Origin of the sequence: Streptomyces sp. NPDC046925, assembly GCF_040644915.1 — a bacterium.
Classification (GTDB): Bacteria; Actinomycetota; Actinomycetes; order Streptomycetales; family Streptomycetaceae; genus Streptomyces.
In genome coordinates this window covers 78,284-98,171 of sequence record NZ_JBEYWZ010000022.1, presented here as the reverse complement: position 1 = coordinate 98,171, position 19,888 = coordinate 78,284, and the positions used below count along the sequence as shown (strand labels likewise).

The window sequence follows — 19,888 nt, the reverse complement described above, 5'->3', positions numbered from 1 at the left end:
AGCTAAGCCTCACAGCGCCGATGGTACTGCAGGGGGGACCCTGTGGGAGAGTAGGACGCCGCCGAACTATTATTACGGGAGACCCCCGCACCTTACGGTGCGGGGGTTTTCTGCGTTCTGGGCCCGTAATTAATTCGGCTGGACCCGTGCTCACTCCGGGCGCACCAATTTCGTGTCGTACGCCAGAATTACCGCCTGTACTCGGTCCCTCGCGCCTGTCTTTGCGAGAATGCGGCCGACGTGAGTCTTCACCGTCGACTCGGCGAGGTGTAGTCGACCGGCGATCTCCGCATTCGTCCAGCCCTGCCCGATGACCGTCAGGATTTCGCGCTCCCGTTCCGTCAGCGAGGTCAGGCGCGGGTCCCGTGACGGGTCGGCGTCTTCGCCTGTCCGTGTCGGCAGGTGATCGGCGAATGCGTCGAGAAGCCGGCGGGTCAGGCTCGGGGCCACTACCGCGTCTCCCGTGGCGACCGCGCGGATGCCGGAGAGGAGTTCTTCCGGCAAGGCGTCCTTGATGAGGAAGCCCGAAGCTCCCGCGCGCAGGCCCGCATAGGCGTATTCGTCGAGGTCGAACGTCGTGAGGATCAGGACTTTGGTGCGGTCGCCCCCGGCGACGATGCGGCGCGTGGCCTCGATGCCGTCCAGGCCCGGCATGCGGATGTCCATCAGGGCGACGTCCGGGTGGAGTTCGGCCGTCATACGGACCGCCTCGCTGCCGTTGCCCGCCTCGCCCACCACCTCCATGTCGTCCTGGCTTTCCAGGAGCATGCGGAAGCCGAAGCGTTGCATCGGCTGGTCGTCGACGATGAGCACGGTCGTCACTGGGCGGATTCCTTGGGGGATTTGGAGTTCTAGGGGAGGTGGAGTTCTACTTGCCAGCCGCCTGTCGGGCGCGGCAGTGGGCCTGCCTCAAGTGTCCCGTCGTACAGCGCCGTTCGCTCGCGCATTCCCGTGATGCCCTGACCGGACGATCCACGCAGGGTGCCCCCGACACCCGTGTCCGTCACCGTCGCCCGCACCCCCTCGTCGCCGTACACGATCTCCACGTACGCCGTCGCCTGCGGGCCTCCGTGCTTGAGGGTGTTCGTGAGGGCCTCCTGGACCACGCGGTAGACCGCGAGTTGTCGGCCCGCCGGGAGGGAGTCGGGGAGTCCGCGCACCGTGCTGCGTACGGGAAGCCCCGCGGCCCGTACTCCGTCGATGAGTTGGTCGAGGTCGGTCAGGGCGGGCTGGGGAGCTAGCGCGGCCGCCTCGGGGGCTTCTTCGCGCAGTACGTCCAGGAGCCGGCGCAGTTCCGTGAGGGCCTGGCGGCTGGTGGTGCCGATGGCCGTGAGGGCCTGGGCGGCGCGCTCCGGGGATTTGGCGGCGGCATAGGAACCGCCGTCCGCGAGGGTCGTGATGACGGAGAGATTGTGGCCGATGATGTCGTGCATCTCGCGGGCTATGCGCGTGCGTTCGGCGTTGGTGGCGAGCTGTGCCTGCTGGTCGCGTTCGACTTCGAGCTGCTTGGCCCGCTGTACGAGGGATGCCGTGTAGTCCTGGCGGGTGCGGACCGCGATGCCGAGCAGGGCCGCGATCGCATAGGTCATCATCGTCGGGACGACCCACTGGTCCCAACTGCCCTGCGGATAGCGGAGGTGGCCCACCACGAGAGGGACCGCGAGCAGGACGTACGACCAGACCAGGGTGCGCGTAGGCAGCCGCATCGCGATGTTGAAGAGGACGATGAGCATGATGAGCGAGGCCTGGAGGGCCGCGCCCGTCCAGCCGTTGACCAGTATCGCCAGAGCCATGACGCCGTAGACGGCGAGTGGTCGGCGGCGGCGCCACAGCAGCGGCACCGAGAAGGCCGACGTCATCGTGTACACCAGCCAGAGGTCGACCTCCTTGTTCGGTGCGATGTTCTTCCAACCGCCGGCCAGGACGTCGGTGAAGGCGATGATCACGAAGAGCCCGGTCAGGAGCACGTCCCAGACCACCGGGCGGCGCCGGTCGAAGGCGCGTACCCACTGGATGCCGCGCTGGACGTGCCGGGTCAGCGGCTGGGCGCCCGCGGACCAGTCCTCCGGATCCGGGGCGCCCCGATCACCGGTGCTGCCCTGCGGGGAGCTCCGAGGGGTCACGGTCACGCCTTCATCCTCGTACGGGATGCGCTCATACGTCGTGTCGCTTCAGCAGATACGCCGCTGCCGTCAGGGATGCCACCGCCCATGCGACCAGGGTCAGCAGGCCCGTGCCGGGGGAGAGGTCGCCGGACGTGGTGTGCACGGCCGCGAGGGACTCGGCGGCCGGCAGCGGGAAGTAGTTCAGGAAGTCCTGCACGGTGTCGTTGGGGATCATCGTGGCGAGCTGCGGCAGGAGGATCAGGCCGCCGACGTACGCGCCGATGGCTCCGGGGATGCTGCGCAGGGCCGAGCCGAGGCCGAGCACGATGACGCCGATGAGGGCCGTTCCGATCGCCGAACCGGCCACGGCGCGTGCGATGCCGGGGTCGCCGAGCGAGGCCTCCAGGTCCGTGCCGCCGAGGAAGATCTGGGCCAGCGGGAACGTGAGGAAGTTCGTGACCAGGAGTGTCCCGAGCGCGACCGTGCCGAACACCGCGGTCTTCGCCCAGAGCACCGGGAGGCGGCGCGGCACCGCGGCCATCGTCGCCCGCACCATGCCCGTCGAGTACTCGCCCGCGGTGACGAGGATGCCGAGGACCGCGATCGCGACCTGGCCGATCTGGGTGCCGAGCAGGGCGTACGTGACGGAGTCGATCTCGTCGCCGGGGTTGGGTGAGTACGTGGCGCCGACGATCATGCCGAGGACGGCCGTGACGATGCTGGCGATGCCGAGCATGATCCAGGTCGACCGGAGCGTCCATAGCTTGTGCCACTCGGAGCGCAGGATTCCGCGGGGGGACAGGCGGTAGGGGGCGGTCTTCGTGGGCGCGGTTGCCGTCGCCGTCGCCGTCGCCGTCGTGACGGTACTCATGTCGCTGCTCATGCCGCTGCTCCTTCCGGCACGTCGGTGGACACTGACGCGACGTACTCCACCGAGTCCCGCGTGAGGTCCATGAACGCCTGCTCCAGCGAGGCGGCGTGCGGGGTGAGTTCGAAGAGGGGGACGCCGTGCTGGGCCGCCGTACGGCCGATGCTTTCGCCGTCCGTGCCGCGTACGTCCAGGACGCCGGGCGCGCTGCTGGTGATCTCTACGCCGGGTGCGGCGAGCAGCTCGCGGAGGAGGCCCGCCTCGGGCGTGACGACCTTGACGGAGCCGGTGCCCGAGTCGCGTACGAAGGCCTCGACCGTGGTGTCCGCGAGGAGTTTGCCGCGGCCGATGATGATCAGATGCTCGGCGGTCAGTGCCATCTCGCTCATCAGGTGCGAGGAGACAAGCACCGTACGGCCCTCCGCTGCGAGGGACTTGAGGAGGTTGCGGATCCACAGGACGCCCTCGGGGTCGAGGCCGTTGACCGGTTCGTCGAGGATGACCGCGGCCGGATCGCCGAGGAGCGCCGCCGCGATGCCGAGGCGCTGGCCCATGCCGAGCGAGAAGCCCTTCACGCGCTTGCGGGCGACGTCGTGGATGCCCACCAGGTCCAGGACCTCGTCGACGCGGCGGCGCGGGATGCCGTGCGTATGGGCAAGCGCCATCAGATGGTGGAAGGCGGTGCGGCCCGGATGGATGGACCGGGCCTCGAGCAGCGCGCCCACCTCGTGCAGGGGCGCGCTGTGCGTCGCGTACGTCCGGTCGCCGATGGTGGAGCGGCCCCGGGTCGGGGCGTCGAGGCCGAGCAGCATGCGCATGGTGGTCGACTTGCCCGCGCCGTTGGGGCCGAGGAAGCCGGTGACGGTGCCGGGGTGGACGGTGAAGCTCAGGTCCTCCACGACGGTCTTCTCGCCGTAGCGCTTGGTGAGTTCGTATGCCCGAATCATGCTTCCGATGCTGGCGCTCGCGGGGGCGCGGGGCGTCGGACCAGGGGCGGGAGGTGGGTGGTCGCGGGTAGTACCGGGGTAGGACGGGGACCCTGAGGGGTTGCCGGGCGGCCTCTGAGGGGTCGACCCCGGGGGGGGGCAGCCGGGGATCAGCCGGGGAGTTCCGCGTGGGGCCAGCGGGTGCGGGCCTGTTCGCGGGAGCGGAGGAGGGCCAGGGTGGGCAGGCCGCGGTCCGCGCCGGTGGACAGGAGTTCCGGGAGCTGCGGGAGCGGGGCCACGGCGGCCACGTCGTCGAGAACCAGGGTCATTGGTGGGTCGAGCCGACCGGAGGATGACCGTTCGGCCATGCGCCGGCCGCGCTCGACCACGCTTGAGGCGAGTGCCGTGAGCAGAGGCATCGCGCCTGGTCCCTTGGGTGACTTTGGGTCCTCGATCGCTTCACCCACCACAAAAAGCGTGCCCCCTTCATCGATGAAGGAATCCAGCGTGAGGGCGTCGGTTCGGTTGGGGGTGCAGGATTCCCGTACGTTGAGGGTGAAGAGGGCGGAGAGGGCGCGGGCCGTCAACTCCTGGGCCATGTCACGCCGTTCCGGGTACGCGGTGAGGGCCGCTTCCAGCTCGCCCGCGGCTCCCGATGAGGCCTTCTGGTGGGTGCGGAGGATGCGGACCGCTTCCTGTACGCCGTTGCCCTGCGCCCAGCGGTGTACGTGCTTTACGGGGCGGCCGTCCACCGCTGCGGCGTGGAGGAAGCTGCGGAGGAGGGTTTCCGCGGTGTCTGCGAGCGTGGAGTCCAGTTTCGCGCTTGGCCTTATGGCGGCCAGCAGGGCGGTGGCTCTCTGTGCGGCCACTGCCTTGTCCTCGCAGTTCGTGGTGGGGGACCAGTGCATTCTTGCGGGGGTGTCGCAGAGGTGGGAGGGGTCGTAGACCAGGACTGGGCCGAGCTTCGCTCTGGCGTCCTTTGTTTCCTCCCACAGGGTGGGGTCCGAGGTGAGGATCAGGGCTGCGCTTTCCGCGTCGCGGATGGCCTGGATCGCATGCGCGCGGCGTGTCTCTGCGGGACCAAGTACCAAGGGCGTACGAGGGGTGGGGACCGTGGCTGTTTCTGTACCCGGCGTTGCGGTGCTGTGCCCCTCGTCGGGCCTGGCGCTCATCTCATCCGCACCCTGAGCTGTGGGCTGTGCCCACCCGTCCCGCCCTGCGGGACGCCTGCCCACAGCGGGAGCAGCCGGGTGGGTTCCGTCGGCGGGGCTGTGGGCGGGAGCGGGCGAGGGCTGGTCGGGTACGTGCTCGATCGGGGTGTCCGCAGGAGCCGTAGCCGTAGCCGGAGGCGTAGTCGCCGCTGCCGGGAAGCGCCTCGCCCTTCGGACCGCCCTCCAGCGCGTCACCGTGCCCATGATGAAGATCGTGAGGACGACCAGGACCATCAGTTGGCCGATCAGGAGGCCCCAGAACAGGCCGTAGCCCGTGAGTTGGGCGGCCGGAGTGGCCGGCCAGGCGCCCGCGATGTCGTGGGGCTGCTGCACCAGGTGCCGCATCGCCACCGGCGTATTGCCGAAGGTGACGTGCTCGGGCCAGGAGCCGTGCGAGAACAGGCCCGCGAGGCCCGTCGCCGACCAGACGAGGACCGTCAGGCCGAGCACGAAGGCGAGGCCGCCCACCAACACGCCGTCGGGAATGCCCCGCTCCCGTGACTCGCGCCGCCCGCCCCGGTCGCGGTACTCGGGCTCAGGCTCCCGGTATCCCATCGCTCATGCCACCCCGGAACGCGACGACGACGGCCCGTTCATCTGCTGCTCCATGTACGACGCACGCTCCTCCGCCTCCAGATCCGCGGCCCGCAGCGCGTCGTCGCCGACGAACTGGTCCGCCGAGGACTCCGTCATGGCGCGGTCGGTGAAGACCAAGGGGCGTTCGGTCTCTGTGATCAGGTGTTTGACCACCTGGACGTTGCCGTTCACGTCCCATACCGCGATGCCGGGCGTGAGGGTGGGGATGATCTCCACCGCCCAGCGCGGCAGGCCCAGGACGCGGCCGGTGGCTCTCGCCTCGTCGGCCTTCTGGGCGTAGATCGTTCTCGTCGACGCCATCTTCAGGATCGCCGCGGCTTCCTTGGCCGCCGCCCCGTCCACCACGTCGCTCAAGTGGTGGACGACCGCCACGAAGCTCAGGCCGAGGCGTCGGCCGAACTTCAGCAGACGCTGGAAGAGCTGCGCGACGAAGGGGGAGTTGATGATGTGCCACGCCTCCTCCACCAGGAAGATGCGCTTCTTGCGGTCAGGGCGGATCCAGGTGTGTTCGAGCCAGACGCCGACGATCGCCATCAGGATCGGCATCGCGATCGAGTTGCGGTCGATGTGCGAGAGGTCGAAGACGATCAGCGGGGCGTCCAGGTCGATGCCGACCGTCGTCGGGCCGTCGAACATGCCCCGCAGGTCACCGTCGACCAGGCGGTCCAGGACGAGTGCGACGTCCAGACCCCACGCCCGTACGTCGTCTATGGCGACGTTCATCGCTTCCGCCGACTCGGGCTCCGGATGGCGCAGCTGCTCCACGATGTCCGTGAGGACCGGCTGGCGCTCCACGATCGTCTCGTTGACGTACGCGTGGGCGACCTTGAGCGCGAAGCCCGAGCGCTCGTCGAGGCCGTGCCCCATCGCGACCTCGATGATGGTGCGCAGCAGCGCGAGCTGGCCCGTCGTCGTGATCGCCGGGTCGAGCGGGTTGAGCCGGATCCCCATGTCGAGCGCGGCCGTGGGGTCGAGGCGGATGGGAGTTATGCCCAGCTCCTCGGCGATGAGGTTCCACTCGCCGACGCCGTCCTCGCCCTGCGCGTCCAGGACGACCACCTGCCGGTCCTTGAACCGCAGCTGCCGCAGGACGTACGTCTTCTCCAAGGCCGACTTGCCGTTGCCGGACTCGCCGAGCACCAGCCAGTGCGGGGCGGGGAGCTGCTGGCCGTAGAGCTGGAAAGGGTCGTAGATGTACCCCTTGCCGGAGTACACCTCGCGCCCGATGATCACGCCCGAGTCGCCGAGGCCGGGGGCGGCCGTCGGCAGATAGACCGCCTGGGCCTGCCCCGTCGACGTACGCACCGGGAGTCTGGTCGTCTCCACCTTCCCGAACAGGAAGGACGTGAAGGCGTCCGTGAGGATGGTCAGCGGATCCCGCATTTTGGCAGCCCTCAGCTCTAGCGTCGGATGCCGGTCGCGAACGGCAGCGTGTTGACGAAGGCCCTGTGGTGCTCGCGGTCGCACCACTCCAGCTTCAGATACGACTTCCCGGCCGAGGCCCGGATGGTGCGCTTGTCGCGCGCGAGGGCTTCGGGGGAGCGGGACGAGACGGTGATGTAGCCGACGAGATTGACGCCGGCCGCGCCGCTCGCGAGGTCCTCGCCGCGCTGGTCCAGACGGGAGTTCGACGCGATGTCGCGGGGGTCGACCGTGCGGTTCAGCTTGGCCTGGCGGCTGGCTTCCGCCTCGTCGTTCGTCTTCTCCGTCAGCATGCGCTCGATGGCGACCTCGGTGGGTTCGAGGTCCATGGTCACCGCGACCGTGCGGATCACGTCCGGGGTGTGGACGAGCAGCGGGGCGAGGAAGTTCACGCCGACGGGGGTCATCGGCCACTCCTTCACCCAGGCCGTGGCGTGGCACCAGGGGGCGCGGGTCGAGGACTCGCGGGTTTTGGCCTGGAGGTAGGTGGGCTCCATGGCGTCGAGCTCGGCGGGCCAGGCGTTGCGCTTCGTCATCGCCTGGATGTGGTCGATGGGGTGGTCCGGGTCGTACATGGAGTGCACGAGCGAGGAGAGACGCCCCTGCCCGAGCGGCTGCCGTACGCGGATGTCGGCTTCCTGGAGCCGCGAGCAGATGTCGGTCAGCTCGCGCGCCATGACGACGGCGAGACCGGCGTCCTTGTCGAGCTTCCGGCCGCCGTGCGGGCGGCTGGCGCGGGCCATGGCCTGCGCCTCGGCGGCCAGATCGCGGGAGTAGTGCATGCAGGCCACCAGATACGCGCGGTGCTGCTCGCTGCTGGTGGACACCATCGACTGGAGCTGTTCGTACGACTGCTGCAGCCAGGGCAGTGCCCGGTCGTCGCCTCGTACGCTGACGTCCTTGGCGTGGGCGTCCGGGTCGGCGGGGAGTGTGCGCGCGAGCATCTGGAGGCGCGTCACGAACCCGTCTCCGTTGGCGACGTGCTTGAGCAGCGTCCCGAAGCGGTCGACCAGCGCTTCCTGGTCTTCGGAGTCGCGGAGGCCGACGCCCGGTCCCTCGATCTCGATGGCGGCGGTGACGGTGCGCCGGTCGGCATGCAGCAGTACGGCGATTTCATCCGGCCCGAAGGGCGCGGCGAGCCAGCTGATGCGTCCGATGCCCGGCGGCGGGCCGACCTCGACCTCCTTGCCGTCGAAGCGGATGCCCGCCTCGGGGGTGGCGGAGCGGTAGGCGGTGCCGCGCTTGAGGGAGCGCTTGAAGCTGCGGTTGATCTCGAACCACTTGTAGAACGTGCGGCCCTTGTAGGGGACGTAGACCGCGGCGATCGCGAGCATGGGGAAGCCCATGAGCAGCACGATGCGCAGGGAGAGGACGGGGACGAGGAGCCCGCACATCATCCCGATGAAGGCTCCCGCGATGATCAGCGCGATCTCGCCGGTCTCCCGGTTCTTGCCGACGATCGCGTTCGGCCTCGCGCGGCCGATCAGATATGTGCGGCGGGGCGCGATCGGTTGCGACACGTGGGACTGAGTCGTCAACGCCCTTCACCTCCCGTGCGTTTGGTACTGCCAGTGGAACCGTTTCCTGAGCCGCCTCCGCCGCGGTTGCGCGCGTGCGGAGTGCTGGTGGCGCTGCCCCTGGGCGGGGGCGCGGCGGAGGGGACAGATCCGCCGCCGTTCGATGAGCCGCCTCCGCCGCTCCCGCCGCCGCGGGAGCTGTGGGCGGCGACGCCGCCGCTGACCGGGTTGGCGGGCCGCGGCTGGTTGTTGCCGCCGCCTCCGCCGCCGCGGGAGCTGTGGGTCTTGATGCCCTGGGACACGAGGGACGCGGGGGAGGTGATGACGGCCGCGGCGCGGTTCTCGGCGCCCTGGGAGATGCGGTTGTTGCGGGAGTTGGCGATCTCGTCGCCGAAGCCGGGCACGAAGCGGTAGATCATGGCGCTCGCGAAGATGGCGAGCAGGATGATCGAGAGCCCGGAGACGACCGCCGAGAAGGCGTCGGGCCCGTCGTCGGCGGAGAGCGCTCCGGCGAGACCGAGCACGATGACGATGATCGGTTTGACGAGGATGACGGCGATCATGATGCCCGCCCAGCGGCGGACGTGCGTCCACAGGTTCTTGTCGACCAGGCCCGCGTACACGACGGTGCCGAGCAGCGCGCCCACGTAGAGCAGGGCGGCCCGGATGACGAGCTCAAGCCAGAGGACGCCGGCGGCGAGGATCGAGACCAGCGAGACGACGATCAGCATGATCGGGCCGCCGCCGATGTCCTCGCCCTTCTTGAGGGCTTCGGAGAACGTCCCGAAGAAGGTGTCCGTCTGACCGCCCGTCGCTTTCGCGATGACGTCACTCACGCCGTCGGCCGCGGAGACGACCGTATAGAGGATCAGCGGCGTGAACGCGGAGGCGAGGACCGTCAGCCACAGGAATCCGATGGCTTCGGAGAGCGCGGTGGTGAGGGGGACGCCGCGCACTGCGCGCTTGGCGACGGCGAGGAGCCACAGGAGCAGGGTCAGGATGGTGGACGCGGCGAAGACGACTGCGTACTGCTTGAGGAAGCTGGGGTTCGTGAAGTCGACCTCGGCGGTCTTCTTCACGGCTTCGGAGAGTTTGTCGACGGTCCAGGAGGCGGCGTCCGCGCAGCCCTTCGCCAGGGAGGAGAGGGGGTCCAGGGAGGAGGTCAGGGGGTCTTCGGTGGGGTATTTGCCGCTGGAGTCACCGCTGCCGCCTTCGCCTTTTTCGCAGTACTTTTTGGCGGGGCCCGCGATCAGCTCGCAGGGGTCGTCCTTCGGCTCCGGGGCTGCGAAAGCACGCGTGGCCGTAAGCACTGCTGCGGTCTGCGTTGCCGCGAGGACACCGGTGATCTTGAGCGCACGGCGTGGGCTACCGGGCATACGTGAACCCTCCGAACTCCTTGGCCGCCTTGCCGATCTCGTCGGCTCCGGAGATGGGGTTGTCGCCGTTTACCGGTGTCGGCCCCGACTTCTGGCTGGAGTCCAGAACCTTCCAGTCGCCGCCACTCCACTTCAGCTTCATCGTCACGGTGAACCAGCTGCCCGTCACGGGGTTAGTGGATTTCTCGCCGGTCAGACCGAACAGGCCGTTGCACCAGACCTCGACGGTGGTGCTGCTGTCGCTGTAGTTCTTGACCTTGGTACCGGCGGGCAGCGTGCGGTTCACGAACGTGCTGCCCGCGGGAGCGCCGCCGTCGTTGCTGAGGCCGATCTTCTTCAGAAAGGCCTGCGAATAGTCGGAGTCGAATCCGCTCTGGAGCTTGTTCACCGAGCTGGGATCAGCAATGGCCTGCACGATCTGGTGCCTACGGGCCTGGTTGAACATGCCGTCAGAACCCAGCGCGGATGCGTAGTTCGCGGCAGCGGACTGTGCCCCTTGCTCACTCCTCGCGAACCCGGAGGCGATCCCGCCCGTCTTGCCGTCGACGGGCCGCTCCCCGGAGGGGGCCGTGGGATCCGCCCCCGCCTTCTTGCCGTCACTGCCGCCGCCCCCGGCGTCTTCCCCGCCGCGGTTCGCGAACGCGATAGCCGCGATGAGGAGGACCACCACACCGACCACCGTCACGAGGCTGCGTGACGAAGAACGGCTGGATCTGCGCGCTCCTCCGTAGACATCCTGGCCGCCCCCCTCGCCCTCGGGGAGCCGTGTCCGGGTCTCGCCCGAGCCGCCGTAGAGGCCGCCGTTCCGCTCGTCGTCGAGACTCATGCCGCGTACGCCCCCTCAACCTCTCGGTGAACCGCCACATACGACGGTAGCCGTGCTGGTTCCCGCGCGGGCGCGGTGTGGTGACTCGACATCAGGGAGTTGCAACCTCAGCCGGTGGGCGCGACGGGTGGGTGGGTCGGAGGGGGACAGGGGGGAGGGGACAGGGGGAGGGGGCAGGAGGGGACGAGAGAGGGGGCACGGGCGTGGGACGGCGGCCGGGACTAGACCGCCATGCCGTACACGATGGTGAAGACCGTGCCGAGTGATCCGATGATGAAGACGCCGGTCAGGCCCGCGATGATCAGGCCCTTGCCCTGTTCCGCGCTGAAGGTGTCGCGCAGCGCCGTCGCGCCGATGCGCTGCTTCGCCGCGCCCCAGATCGCGATCCCGAGACAGAGGAGGATGGCGATCGCCATCACGACCTCGATCATCACCCGTGCCTCGTTGCCCAGGCTCCCGAAGGGTCCCCAGTCGGGGGCGATCCCGCCGATGATGGTGGTGATGTCGCCTTTTTCGGCTGCCAAAAGCATGTGTAACTCACCGCCCCTAGTGGGTTGTTCCGTCACCTCTGTCTACCGCAGCGCAGAGGACAGCTCATTCTCGCCGACAAACGGGCCAGTGCATGTCGACTTGGCGTCATTCGTTGGCTGAAACGTATGGTTACTCTGTGTATCACGGTGAGTGACGCCGGGCAATGACGGACCGGCGAGCCCTCTGACCAGGTCTCATTCTGCCCTGGTCCCGGTGACGGCCACTCACATCATGGGTCATGTACGCCCGTCGAGGCTATCCAGCCCATCCAAGCCGTCGAGCCCGTCGAGCCCGTCGAGCCCGTCGAGGTCACCGAGGCCGCCGCCCGTCACGACGTACGAGCAGTCGGTGTAGCGGTAGCCGGGCTGGATCTTGCTGCCCTCGGTGTTGTTGCGGACGCCTCCCACGCTGCTCGCGTCGCGCTTGTAGAGGAAGTGGTAGTCGCCCGGGGGCAGGTGGAGCGTCTTGCTCGGGTATCCGCTGCCCGCCAGGCAGGCCTTCTTGCCCTTGGCCTTGCTGGTGTACGTCTTGCAGCCGACGCACGAGGCGAGCTTGAGGCTGCCGGTGGTGGGGCCGGTGTAGAGGACTTCGAGGGGGCCGGGGCCGCCGTTCTCCAGGACGTACGTGAGTTTCCCGCCGCCCGGCGACTTGGCCGGCGGCAGGCTGCGGCCCGCAGCGGGGCGGGCTTCGGCGATCTCGGCGGCGATGGCGATGTCCTTGGCGCGGTCGCGCTTGCCGTTGCTCTTGTAGGTCCCCGCGAAGTCGTTGAGCGTCTTGGCCGCGTCCCCGAACTTCCCGTCCTTGAACTCGTCCACGCCGCACGCGTACGTCCCGGACTCCACCGCGCTCGCGGCGTCACCGGAGAGGCCGTCGCCCGCGTCGTCGGGGAGGGCCTTCGCGGTGGAGCCGATGTTGCGCAGCTCATCGGTGGCCTTGCAGGGTTCGGCGCCCTTCAGGTCCGACGATCGCTCGTCGATGGCGTCGCGGATGGCGGGCTCGACCTTCCCGGCCTGGTCGGAGCCGGGGAAGGTGCGCAGGAGCCGGCCGAGGTGGCCGCCGCCGTCCGTCGTGCCGAGGCCCTGGCTGCCGCACTCGTAGAGGGAGGTGGCGAGGCGGTCGTCGGGCCAGGTGGCGAGGGAGCCGAGGCGGTCCTTGCCGAGGGAGCCGGGGAGGGTGCGGAGGTACTCCAGGGGCTTGAGGGCGTCGCAGTACTCGCGCTCGTCGTACGGGGCCGCGACGGACTTGTAGTACGCGGTGAGGCGGTCCGGCACGCGGTCGGCGGCCTTCGATCCGGGGTGGTCGTCGCCCAGGTCGCGGTAGATGGCGAGGGCGGAGCGGTAGTCGTCCTCGGCGGCGTCGAAGCTGCGGCTGCCGGAGGCGGTGACGAGCCGGTCGGCCTTGGCGAGCCGGTCGAGCAGCATTGTCTCTACGGCTTCGTCGCGGGCGGCGTCGTACGCGACGACGCCTCCGGCGGGGACGGCGAGCAGGGCCAGCCCGAGCCCGACGGCGAACGGCGCGCGCAGCGGGCGGCTCTGGTGGGTGCGCAGGGCGCGGCGGGCGCCGTCGGCTGCGGCGAGGAGCAGGAAGGCGACGAACCCGATGAGTACGCCGCCGGGGACGCCGTCGACCTCGGCGGGCAGCGCCACGATGAGCAGCGCGGCGGTCGCGGCCCAGCAGAGGGCGGCGAGGAGCCACTGCTTCAGGAGGACGTATCCGAGCCCGACGCCGGTGAGGTTGAGGAGGGCGGCGGCGAGGGCTTGGAGGGGGTCGGGGGCGGGTCTGGGTGCGGGGCTGGCGGGGCTTGTGGGTGGGCTGTAGGTGGGTGCGGGCGCGGCTGTGGGGAGGGGTGGGGCGTAGGGGGGTGTGGTGGGGGGAGGGGGCGGTGGTGCCATTGGGGGCGGGGGCCCGAAGTGGGGGCCGTGGGGGGATGCGGCGGGCGCGGGGTGCTGGCTCTGGTCCGGGGTCGGCTCGGTCGGGGTGGCGCTTGCGGGCGTGGGCTCCGGCGTTGCGCCGGGGGGCGGGCTTGGCGGTGCGCTTGGCGGTGCGTCCGGTGCGGGGGGCTGGCTTCCGCTCGGGCTGGGCTCGGTTGGCGTCGTCGTAACCGGCGTCGGGCTTGGCGCGGGGTGCTGGCTCTCACCGGCGGTCGGCTCGGTTGGCGTGGGGCCTGCAGTAGCTGCATTCGGGGTTGCGTCCGACGCGGGGTGCTGACTTCTGTCCGGGCTGGGGCCGGTTGGCGTCGTGCTGCCGGGCGTCGACTCCGGCACCGCGTCGGGCGTCGCATCCGAGGTCGGCCGCTGCACCTCACCCGGCCCCGCGCCCGAGCCCGAGTCGTCGCGCACGCCTGCGTCGGCGCCCACGCCTTCCCCGCCCGGAACGGCATCACTGGGCTCAGGCTCGGACGCTACGTCACTGGGCTCTGGCCCGAATGTCGCGTCGCTGGGCCCCCGGCCAGGCACCGCGTCGCTGGGCTCCGAGTCAGGCGCCGGGTCGGCAGGCCCTCGCCCAGGCGCCGCGTCGGCGGGCTCCCTGTCGGCCGCCGTACCGTCAGGCCCCCGGCCAGGCACCGCATCGTCAGGCCCCTGGCCAGCAGACACCGCGTGATCGTCCCCAGGTTGCATGTTCGGCTCCCCCCAGCCGTCACAACGCAGCGCCTTGATTTGCGCCCAATTCCCCTACGATCGGGGAAAGTTGGACACCAGTCAACTGTTTACGCAGCGCACGCAGTACACGCAGCGCACGCAGTACACGCAGCGCGCACAATACGGGCAACCCGCCCAGCCCTCAGTCCCGTCGCCCGAGAGCCTTCGCCCGGGTGTGGGACCAGCCAGTCAGGAGCAAGCCGGCTGCGACCGCCACGACGTACGCGCTCAGAAGGAGCGCGAAGCCGCCGGGGAGCCAGCCGAGGAGGCCCGCGTAGTCGTGGTCGATGAGCAGCCGGATGAGACCTTGCGCGGAGAAACACAGGAGAACGGCGCCGAGGATCTGCAGGAAGTCGTATTTCACGATACGAACGTATCAACGGAGTTACGAGAATTACCGCCACCAGAAGCAATTTCCCTGCATTAAGTCACACATTCCACGCCCTATAGTGGAGGATGTGCGTGACGAAATTCGACCCCGGTGCACGGTCTGCCGTGCCGGAATGAGCGCCGCCGGCAAGCGCCGCGGCCGCCCCGCTCTCTACTGCTCCCGCAGCTGTCAGGCGAGGGCCTACCGCCAGCGGAAGCGACCGCCGGTCCCCGCGCCCGAGCGCCTCACCCCCACGTCCGACGCCCGCTCGCGCAGACGCCGCCAGATCGCGGAGGCGGTATGGCGCATCGCCGCCGAGCGGGGTCTTGACGCGGCGAGCATGCGGGAGATCGCGGCGGAGGCGGACGTATCGCTGAGGGTGGTCCAGTACCACTTCGGCAGCAAGCACGAGCTCCTGGTGGCCGCCCTGCACCTGCTCCACCGCGAGAACGAGCGCCTCGCACGCACCCGCGTCCACTACGACCCCGCGAACCTCCGCGGCGTACTCAGCGCGATGCTGGACGAGTTCCTGCCCCTGGACGCCCAACGGGCCATGGCCTTGCGCGTGTTCTCCGCGTACTACGCCCGCAGCCTCACCGACCCCGCGATCGCCGCGGTCTTCCTGAGCGACGACCACCCCCTGGAGGAACTCGTCGCCGGTTTCATCGCCACGGCGCAGACGAGTGGTCAGACGGCCCCGGGCCTGAACGCCCAACGCGAGGCGGACCTCCTGGTGGCAGCGGCGGTCGGCCTAGGAGGCGACATACTCCACGAACGCCGCACCCTGACGGACGTACGCAACACCCTCGACTACCACCTGGACAAAATCTTCAGCCCCGCCCGGCCGCAGCTCGCTTGATCTCTTCGGCCTCCAGTAGAGGGTCCACGAAGCTGACGTTCTCGGCGATGTGGTGCAGGAGGCTTCGGTACTCCGCACGCCGGTTCACGGCGGTGGTGCCGAGCGTGAGGCCCACGAGGCGTTTGCCGTCCGGGTGCGGGAGGTGGGCGAAGATCTGGAGGAGCGGGGTCTGGGGGAGGCCGGATTCGGCGTTCGGGGTACGGACGATCTCACTGAATGACGCCGGTCCGCAGGGCAGTTCGAGGTACTCGATATGGGTGTGCCCCTCGGCACCTGCGACAGCTCGCGCGGCGGTGACGGCTGGTGAGGCGGTGGCGATGTCCCGCCAGGACAGGGTGAAGAGGGAGAACAGGTGGCCGCCGTTGCTCTCATCGCCTTCGCCGCCGGAGATGTCGTTGCGATGCAGGCCGATTGAGCAGTGCACGGTGGAGCCTTCGACCAAAACAGCCAGTAGCTGCTGGACCAGAGCAAGTTGCGTCAGAAGCTTCTTGCGGGAGGCGTCGTCAGGGGCGGAGGCCAGGATTGGCTCAAGGGCGGCGTGCAACTCGTCGGCTCCGGCGGAGCAGGGCGGGTTCAGCAGCGCGCTGATGGGGATCGGGTTGAAGCCCGCGGGGATGGCGAACCAGAAGTGTGCGTTGGGGTCATCCATCGATTTATCGAGCATGAACCCAGGGGTACTCAACGGGGCATCTCCTTCTTGCGGAGTGGATCAGTAGCCGGGGCAAATCCGGCACGTCGAGCCTGCTCGAGGTCCGAGGGCGAGGCACCCCACTCCGTGATGGAGGCAGTGTTGGCTGATGCCAGGCGCTGGTTGAGAATCATCATCCGGCGAGGAGTCGTGCCGCTCGGAGTGGGTGCGGCGATAAGACCGATCATGCGAGGGTCGCCGGCGAACCAGACCGTCTCAATCTGTGCCTTCAGCTGAGGTTTGGCGCGGGGAGCCATGCGGCGGTGCCACCAGGTGACACGGAAGTGTTTGGCGAAGACCAGAGGGAGTTGCCGTTCTGGGTCGGCAGGGTTGGGAAACTCGAACCATCCGAACTGATTACCCAGAACCTCTGGCTTCTTTGAGAGGCCGTTCGAGACGCCGCGAAGCACCTGCCACGGGTAGCTCTGCAGAATGCGTCGCATGCGCAGAGCTGTGGGGATGTAACTCAACTGGACGAGCATGCGATAAGGGCTGTAGATCCAGTACGGCATGAAGATCCATACGGCCCAGTTGGGTGTCTTGAGCGAAACTCCCAGAAGCGCAATCCAGACACCGATCCAAACGATCAGGCCGGCCACGTTCTTCAGCATGAGCAGGATCCAGGCACGACGCGTCGGTGGGTGGTCCCACGCGGTGGTGAAGTCGGCAGGGTTCACTAGGTGGCTCTTTCTGCAGAGGAGAAGGTCACGAGAAGAGGTAGCGTGCGGCAGCCGGGAATCCGGGCACGTCGACGCCGAGTCGCGCGCCGTCGACCCCGGTCCCGACCTCACCTCTGCGCTCGTCGTCATCGAACAAGCCGTATCCAGCGGTCACAAGGCCGATGCCGCCGGAAGCCTTGCCCACGCTGTCGACCCACACCTGCGGACTCGCTGACCAACTGAACGCATGCTCGAGCAAGGGGTTGGCCAAGTTGCTGACTTCAGTGGCTTTGTCCGAGATCGCAGTGCCGTATTTGGCCATCTTCCCTCCGAGGCTCAGGACTTCACCTCCGTTGCGGATCGCCTGTGTGGCTTCGATGCCGCCCTTGGCGGCGGCTCCGAGCCCAGGCACCATCCCTAGGGTGTCGGCCCCCACCGAAACCAAGTTGCTGAAGAAGTCGGAGTCGAACTCCCCCTTGGTGAATCCGTCCCACAGGGACGCACGGACCTCCGGCTCTGAAAGTCGATAAGCAAGCGCCCCCACGCTGAAAACAGCCGCCCCCACCAGCAGAAGCGGCAGCGCAATAGGACCCGTGAAGATCAGAGCCGCCAGCGCAAGGGCGCCCGCAACCGCGCTGAGGATGTCCGGAAGGTTTTCCTTGATCCATTCCCAGGAGTCCTCGAGCCAGTTGGGCTCGTGCGGTGCCAGTTTGTCCGTTGCCTGGCGGATCTTTTCCGCGCGGTGATTGGACCGCTCGGTGTGCTCGTGTTCCAGGCTCCGCGCCCTGCCCAGGATCCGGTCGAGCTCCGCCTGAGCATCCTCGACCTTGCCGTTGGCGAGCTTCAGGGACTTCTTCGCGTCGTCCTGCTTGCTGCCCTTCTTGTCCAGGTCGGGATCGTCACCGGCGGTGTCGGCGTGCCCCTGCGCGCTCTTCAGCGCCTCCCGCGCCTCCTTGGCCTTGCCGTCCAGCGCCTTCGCCCGGCGCTGGTAGTCCTCCAGATCGCCTTCCCAACGCTCCAGCTGCTTGGCGGCCTTTTCGATGGAGCGTGCGGCGTTCTTCAGGTTGAGCGTCAGCGGCCCGCCGTCGATGGTCTCGCGAAAGGCGACCGCCGCATCGCCCTCCCAGTAGCTGCCGTCCATCAGCTTGGTGACGACCTTGCGGGTGTCGCGCAGGACGGTGACGCAATTGGTCAGCTTCTTCTGCAGCTCTTTTACGGTGTCGCAGTTGCCGGGGGCGGGATTGAAGCCAAGGTGCGGATAGGTGGAGGTATCCGTCACTTCGGCACCTCTACCGTGTCGTCATTGGTCTTTCCGGGTTTGTGCAACGCCTTCACGAGCGCGTCCTCGACCTCCAGGAAGGCGTCCTTGCTCTGCCCGATGATCTTGCTCAGATCCTCCGCCTGCTCGCCGATCTGCTCCGCGCCGTACTTCCAGTCCTCCTGGAACTCTTCGCAGGCCTTGTCGAGCTCGCCCGTCCCGAGGCCGCCGCCAGTCGCGCCGGACAGGGCGTTTCGCAGTCCCTTCAAGGACGTGACGGATCCATCGAGCAGCTTCATGAATCCGTCGAGCTCGACGGCGTCGAGCCTCAGCCTCTCGGCCATTCCTGCCCCCTGGCGGTTGTCGTGGGTCAGTCGACGCTAGCCGCGGGGCACACAATTTCGCCAGTGCGAAGTTTGCGCCATAGGTGCCCCAACCTGCATGTACCGGGCAGAGCAGGGGTGGGAATCGAAAACTGGGGGAAGGAGGGGAATCGTCGTTTGCAAAAGATCTTAGTTGTGCGGTGCGGGGTCTGTGGCCCGGCTAGGGCTGGTGGAGTACGTCGACGGGACCACCGCATCCGCGACCTCCGTCCGATTTCCCTCGTACGGGGGACTCTTAGCGTCGATCTCATGCGAATCGGACTGCTGGGAACCGGAAATGTTGCTCGGGCGCTGGCCACCGGGTGGCAGGTGGCGGGGCACGACGTCGTACTGGGGTCTCGATCCCCGAAGGAGCGGGGAGAGGTGCCGGAGCTGGACGGGTTTGCCGTTGTCGGGGTGCGGGAGGCCGCCGCTCACGGGGGTGTGCTGGTCAATGCCACGCCCGGTACGGCGTCGATGGGCGTGCTGGAGGAGATCGGGGCTGCGGCTCTGGCCGGGAAAGTGCTGGTTGACGTCGGGGTCGGGTTCACCGAAGGCATGGCGCTCTCGCATCCCAACTACAGCCTCGGCGAGGAGGTTCAGGCGGCGTTTCCCGAGCTGTCGGTGGTCAAGACGCTTGCCACCGTTGACTCCGTGGTGATGAAGGACCCGGGGAGTCTGGAGGAGGCGGGGACGATCTTCCTGTCCGGTGACGATGACGCCGCCAAGGGGACGGTCCGGCTGCTGCTCAACGATCTGGGATGGACCGATGCCTCCCAGTTGGACCTGGGAGGCATCGGGACCGCGCGCGGGCAGGAGCACTTCGCGCTGCTGTTCATGGGGGTGGCGGAGGCGATCGGGTCGTACGGGTTCGGCATCAAGGTCATTCGGCCGCGGGCCGCCTGAGCAGGTGCCTGGGCTTGATGCGGTGGGCGTGCTGTCAGCCGGCCGGGGAGTCGCTGACCGTACCGACCGGGCTGATCTCCAGCTTGACCGCGCCCTCGCCGTCCGAGACCGGGAGCGTGCCCGCGGGCCAGTCCAGCGTGACGTGCTTGGTCTCGTTCGGGGGCGTGACGACGAGGCTCTTGATGCGGACGCCGGAGCCGCCCGAGTTGTTGTACGGGAACGTGATGTTGAAGGCGGCGGAATCGCCGTCCTTCAGGACTCCGGGCACGGCCTGCTCGCCGTTGCGGTCCACCGAGAGGGTGTCGCCCGTGGATGCCGTCAGATCGACACCCGCGTAGCCCTTTATGGAGCAGTCCCGGCCGCCGCCGTTCTTGAAGACGACGGTGACGACGCCTTCCGTCTTGTCGGTGGTGTTGTCCGTGGCATTCACTTCGAGCTCGTCGGTGCGGCAGATGCCGACCTTGCCGTTGCTGTTGTCCCCGGTGCCCGCGGCCGTCCCCTGAGCGTCGCCCCGGGCGTCCCCGCCGTCGGAACCCTCGCCGCCGTCGGAGCCCTCGCCGGTGCCGCCGGCGTCGCTGCCGGTGTCCGTGTCCGAGCCGCCTCCGCCCTGGTCCGCCGACGCGGTGGGCTTGCTGTCGGTCCCCGACGACGCGTTGTCGTCGCCGTTGCAGGCGGTGAGCGAAAGGGCGGCGACGAGACCGATGACGACGGCGACGGCCTTACGGGTGTGCTTCATGGGTGGTCCCCCGGAGTCAGTACGCGAGCTCA

Annotated in this window: 19 protein-coding genes; 2 read left to right on the top strand and 17 right to left on the bottom strand. The window is 68.7% G+C overall.

Features of this window, described 5'->3' with window-relative positions; genetic code table 11:
- Positions 1-150: 150 nt before the first annotated feature.
- The 12 genes from ABZ906_RS44715 to ABZ906_RS44660 form a co-directional block, all read right to left on the bottom strand.
- Positions 151-822: a response regulator transcription factor gene (locus ABZ906_RS44715; protein ID WP_361200885.1), complete on the bottom strand. Its 672-nt coding sequence runs from the start codon at positions 820-822 to the stop codon at positions 151-153.
- Positions 823-851: 29 nt separating this feature from the next.
- Positions 852-2,039 (bottom strand): histidine kinase, encoded by a 1,188-nt coding sequence (locus tag ABZ906_RS44710; protein ID WP_361392981.1) that lies wholly within the window; start codon positions 2,037-2,039, stop codon positions 852-854.
- A 115-nt stretch (positions 2,040-2,154) separates the two neighbouring features.
- On the bottom strand, positions 2,155-2,988 hold the full coding sequence (locus ABZ906_RS44705; protein WP_361392973.1) for an ABC transporter permease: 834 nt from the start codon (positions 2,986-2,988) through the stop codon (positions 2,155-2,157).
- Complete coding sequence (locus ABZ906_RS44700; RefSeq protein ID WP_361392971.1) at positions 2,985-3,920, bottom strand: ABC transporter ATP-binding protein; 936 nt, start codon at positions 3,918-3,920, stop codon at positions 2,985-2,987. Before ABZ906_RS44700 ends, ABZ906_RS44705 begins: the two co-directional genes overlap by 4 nt.
- Before the next feature lie 149 nt (positions 3,921-4,069).
- On the bottom strand, positions 4,070-5,665 hold the full coding sequence (locus ABZ906_RS44695) for a type VI secretion protein (RefSeq protein WP_361392969.1): 1,596 nt from the start codon (positions 5,663-5,665) through the stop codon (positions 4,070-4,072).
- Positions 5,666-5,668: 3 nt separating this feature from the next.
- On the bottom strand, positions 5,669-7,090 hold the full coding sequence (locus tag ABZ906_RS44690) for an ATP-binding protein (protein WP_361200895.1): 1,422 nt from the start codon (positions 7,088-7,090) through the stop codon (positions 5,669-5,671).
- 17 nt (positions 7,091-7,107) lie between these two features.
- Positions 7,108-8,667, bottom strand: coding sequence for an SCO6880 family protein (locus ABZ906_RS44685; protein ID WP_361200897.1), 1,560 nt, complete (start codon positions 8,665-8,667; stop codon positions 7,108-7,110).
- Entirely contained in the window at positions 8,664-10,022 is a 1,359-nt protein-coding gene (locus tag ABZ906_RS44680) for a hypothetical protein (RefSeq protein ID WP_361392967.1), read from the bottom strand. The genes ABZ906_RS44685 and ABZ906_RS44680 overlap by 4 nt, the downstream gene beginning before the upstream one ends.
- Complete coding sequence (locus ABZ906_RS44675; protein ID WP_361392965.1) at positions 10,012-10,848, bottom strand: hypothetical protein; 837 nt, start codon at positions 10,846-10,848, stop codon at positions 10,012-10,014. Before ABZ906_RS44675 ends, ABZ906_RS44680 begins: the two co-directional genes overlap by 11 nt.
- Before the next feature lie 221 nt (positions 10,849-11,069).
- Positions 11,070-11,378 (bottom strand): hypothetical protein, encoded by a 309-nt coding sequence (locus tag ABZ906_RS44670; RefSeq protein WP_190083671.1) that lies wholly within the window; start codon positions 11,376-11,378, stop codon positions 11,070-11,072.
- Positions 11,379-11,615: 237 nt separating this feature from the next.
- Positions 11,616-13,271 (bottom strand): hypothetical protein, encoded by a 1,656-nt coding sequence (locus ABZ906_RS44665; protein ID WP_361392963.1) that lies wholly within the window; start codon positions 13,269-13,271, stop codon positions 11,616-11,618.
- An 889-nt stretch (positions 13,272-14,160) separates the two neighbouring features.
- Positions 14,161-14,382, bottom strand: coding sequence for a hypothetical protein (locus ABZ906_RS44660; RefSeq protein WP_361392961.1), 222 nt, complete (start codon positions 14,380-14,382; stop codon positions 14,161-14,163).
- A gap of 139 nt (positions 14,383-14,521) precedes the next feature.
- Here ABZ906_RS44660 and ABZ906_RS44655 point away from each other — a divergent pair, with 139 nt between their 5' ends.
- Positions 14,522-15,247: a TetR/AcrR family transcriptional regulator gene (locus ABZ906_RS44655; RefSeq protein ID WP_361392959.1), complete on the top strand. Its 726-nt coding sequence runs from the start codon at positions 14,522-14,524 to the stop codon at positions 15,245-15,247.
- On the opposite strand, the gene ABZ906_RS44650 is transcribed toward ABZ906_RS44655, so the two are convergent.
- The 4 genes from ABZ906_RS44650 to ABZ906_RS44635 are packed head-to-tail and all read right to left on the bottom strand — an operon-like array spanning position 15,219 to position 18,196.
- Entirely contained in the window at positions 15,219-15,929 is a 711-nt protein-coding gene (locus ABZ906_RS44650; RefSeq protein ID WP_361392957.1) for a hypothetical protein, read from the bottom strand. The genes ABZ906_RS44655 and ABZ906_RS44650 overlap by 29 nt on opposite strands.
- On the bottom strand, positions 15,926-16,612 hold the full coding sequence (locus ABZ906_RS44645; RefSeq protein WP_361392955.1) for a hypothetical protein: 687 nt from the start codon (positions 16,610-16,612) through the stop codon (positions 15,926-15,928). Before ABZ906_RS44645 ends, ABZ906_RS44650 begins: the two co-directional genes overlap by 4 nt.
- Before the next feature lie 28 nt (positions 16,613-16,640).
- Positions 16,641-17,873 carry a putative T7SS-secreted protein gene (locus tag ABZ906_RS44640; protein WP_361392953.1) on the bottom strand — a complete coding sequence of 411 codons (1,233 nt, stop codon included), beginning with the start codon at positions 17,871-17,873 and terminating at the stop codon, positions 16,641-16,643.
- Positions 17,870-18,196: a hypothetical protein gene (locus ABZ906_RS44635; protein WP_361200916.1), complete on the bottom strand. Its 327-nt coding sequence runs from the start codon at positions 18,194-18,196 to the stop codon at positions 17,870-17,872. Before ABZ906_RS44635 ends, ABZ906_RS44640 begins: the two co-directional genes overlap by 4 nt.
- Before the next feature lie 288 nt (positions 18,197-18,484).
- Here ABZ906_RS44635 and ABZ906_RS44630 point away from each other — a divergent pair, with 288 nt between their 5' ends.
- Positions 18,485-19,120: an NAD(P)-binding domain-containing protein gene (locus ABZ906_RS44630; RefSeq protein ID WP_361392951.1), complete on the top strand. Its 636-nt coding sequence runs from the start codon at positions 18,485-18,487 to the stop codon at positions 19,118-19,120.
- Positions 19,121-19,154: 34 nt separating this feature from the next.
- On the opposite strand, the gene ABZ906_RS44625 is transcribed toward ABZ906_RS44630, so the two are convergent.
- On the bottom strand, positions 19,155-19,856 hold the full coding sequence (locus ABZ906_RS44625; protein WP_361392949.1) for a DUF4232 domain-containing protein: 702 nt from the start codon (positions 19,854-19,856) through the stop codon (positions 19,155-19,157).
- Positions 19,857-19,888 lie beyond the last annotated feature (32 nt).

Bases quoted from the DNA above. Each gene is read 5' to 3' on its own strand.
- ABZ906_RS44705 (WP_361392973.1), bottom strand. From the start codon at position 2,988: ATGAGCAGCGACATGAGTACCGTCACGACGGCGACGGCGACGGCGACG.
- ABZ906_RS44700 (WP_361392971.1), bottom strand. From the start codon at position 3,920: ATGATTCGGGCATACGAACTCACCAAGCGCTACGGCGAGAAGACCGTC.
- ABZ906_RS44695 (WP_361392969.1), bottom strand. From the start codon at position 5,665: ATGGGATACCGGGAGCCTGAGCCCGAGTACCGCGACCGGGGCGGGCGG.
- ABZ906_RS44690 (WP_361200895.1), bottom strand. From the start codon at position 7,090: ATGCGGGATCCGCTGACCATCCTCACGGACGCCTTCACGTCCTTCCTG.
- ABZ906_RS44680 (WP_361392967.1), bottom strand. From the start codon at position 10,022: ATGCCCGGTAGCCCACGCCGTGCGCTCAAGATCACCGGTGTCCTCGCG.
- ABZ906_RS44675 (WP_361392965.1), bottom strand. From the start codon at position 10,848: ATGAGTCTCGACGACGAGCGGAACGGCGGCCTCTACGGCGGCTCGGGC.
- ABZ906_RS44670 (WP_190083671.1), bottom strand. From the start codon at position 11,378: ATGCTTTTGGCAGCCGAAAAAGGCGACATCACCACCATCATCGGCGGG.
- ABZ906_RS44665 (WP_361392963.1), bottom strand. From the start codon at position 13,271: ATGGCACCACCGCCCCCTCCCCCCACCACACCCCCCTACGCCCCACCC.
- ABZ906_RS44655 (WP_361392959.1), top strand. From the start codon at position 14,522: ATGAGCGCCGCCGGCAAGCGCCGCGGCCGCCCCGCTCTCTACTGCTCC.
- ABZ906_RS44635 (WP_361200916.1), bottom strand. From the start codon at position 18,196: ATGGCCGAGAGGCTGAGGCTCGACGCCGTCGAGCTCGACGGATTCATG.
- ABZ906_RS44630 (WP_361392951.1), top strand. From the start codon at position 18,485: ATGCGAATCGGACTGCTGGGAACCGGAAATGTTGCTCGGGCGCTGGCC.
- ABZ906_RS44625 (WP_361392949.1), bottom strand. From the start codon at position 19,856: ATGAAGCACACCCGTAAGGCCGTCGCCGTCGTCATCGGTCTCGTCGCC.